This window comes from Butyricicoccus faecihominis (genome assembly GCF_014648015.1).
In the GTDB taxonomy this organism is placed as follows: Bacteria; Bacillota; Clostridia; order Oscillospirales; family Butyricicoccaceae; genus Agathobaculum; species Agathobaculum butyriciproducens.
Genome location: NZ_BMQH01000031.1, coordinates 1 through 1197, shown reverse-complemented (window position 1 = coordinate 1197; position 1197 = coordinate 1). Strand labels below are relative to the sequence as shown.

The 1197-nt window shown below is 56.9% G+C and carries 1 protein-coding gene; it reads left to right on the top strand.

What is annotated here, in order from left to right; translation table 11 throughout:
- Window positions 1-32: 32 nt before the first annotated feature.
- Window positions 33-1115: a baseplate J/gp47 family protein gene (locus IEY11_RS14560; protein WP_188886901.1), complete on the top strand. Its 1083-nt coding sequence runs from the start codon at window positions 33-35 to the stop codon at window positions 1113-1115.
- Window positions 1116-1197 lie beyond the last annotated feature (82 nt).

The window sequence follows — 1197 nt, the reverse complement described above, 5'->3', positions numbered from 1 at the left end:
GAAAGCGAATTTGAGTTTGGAGGTGAAACGGCATGATCGGACGATACTCGGACGAAATGACGTTTGACTACATTATGAACCGTATGCTGGAATCCGTGCCGGATACGGTAGACAAGCGCGAGGGCAGCATCATCTATGACGCACTTGCACCGGCGGCCGCAGAACTGGTCAAATGCTACACGGAGCTTGATGTGGTCATGGACGAAACCTTTGTTGATACCGCATCCCTGCAGTACCTTATGCTGCGCTGTAAGGAGCGCGGCGTAACCATTCAGGGCGAAACTGCTGCTGTTATCGAGGGTGTGTTCACGCCGTCCAGTGTGGAGCTGACCTCGGGCTTGCGGTTCAACTGCGATGAAGTCAACTATGTAGTTACCGAGAAAATCTCGGCAGGTCACTACAAGCTCGAGGCCGAAACGCTCGGCACGGTCGGCAACAAGTATACCGGCCTGCTGCTGCCAATCCAGACGGTGAACGGTCTGGAAACCGCCCAGATTGCAGCGGTGCTCATTCCGGCCGAGGACGGCGACACGACCGACACCCTGCGTGAGAAGTATTACGCCAGTATCGACGGTGAAGCATTCGGCGGCAATGTTGCCGACTACAAGGACAAAACCAACGCGATTACTGGTGTTGGCGGCGTTAAGGTCTATCCGGTGTGGAACGGCGGCGGTACGGTCAAGCTGACTATTATCGCGTCCGACTTCACCGCGCCGAGCAGCGAACTGATTTCCAAGGTGCAGACCGCCATCGACCCCGAGCAGAATCACGGCGAGGGTCTGGGGCTCGCGCCGATCGGGCATACCGTGACCGTCACCGGCGCGAAGTACGCCGACCTCACCGTTGCGGCGAACATCACCTTTGCCGCCGGTTGGAACTGGGAGAACGGCAAGTCGCAGCTTGTGAGCGCCGCCAATGCGTATCTTAACGAGTTATGTAAAGAGTGGTCGGAGAACAAAACAACGGTGGTTCGCATCTCGCAGATCGAAACACACCTGCTGACCGCGGATTGTGTGGTCGATGTGGACGGCACAACGGTCAACGGCGATACCAAGAACATTGAACTGGCTGCGGACGAGATTCCGCGGCTGAGTACGATTGGCGGTGCGTCGTGAGAAAGAAGCTGCAAGACTACCTGCCGCCGATCCTGCTGAAAACCTACGAGTTTCCGCTTTTGTGCGACACTGAGCAGCCGGA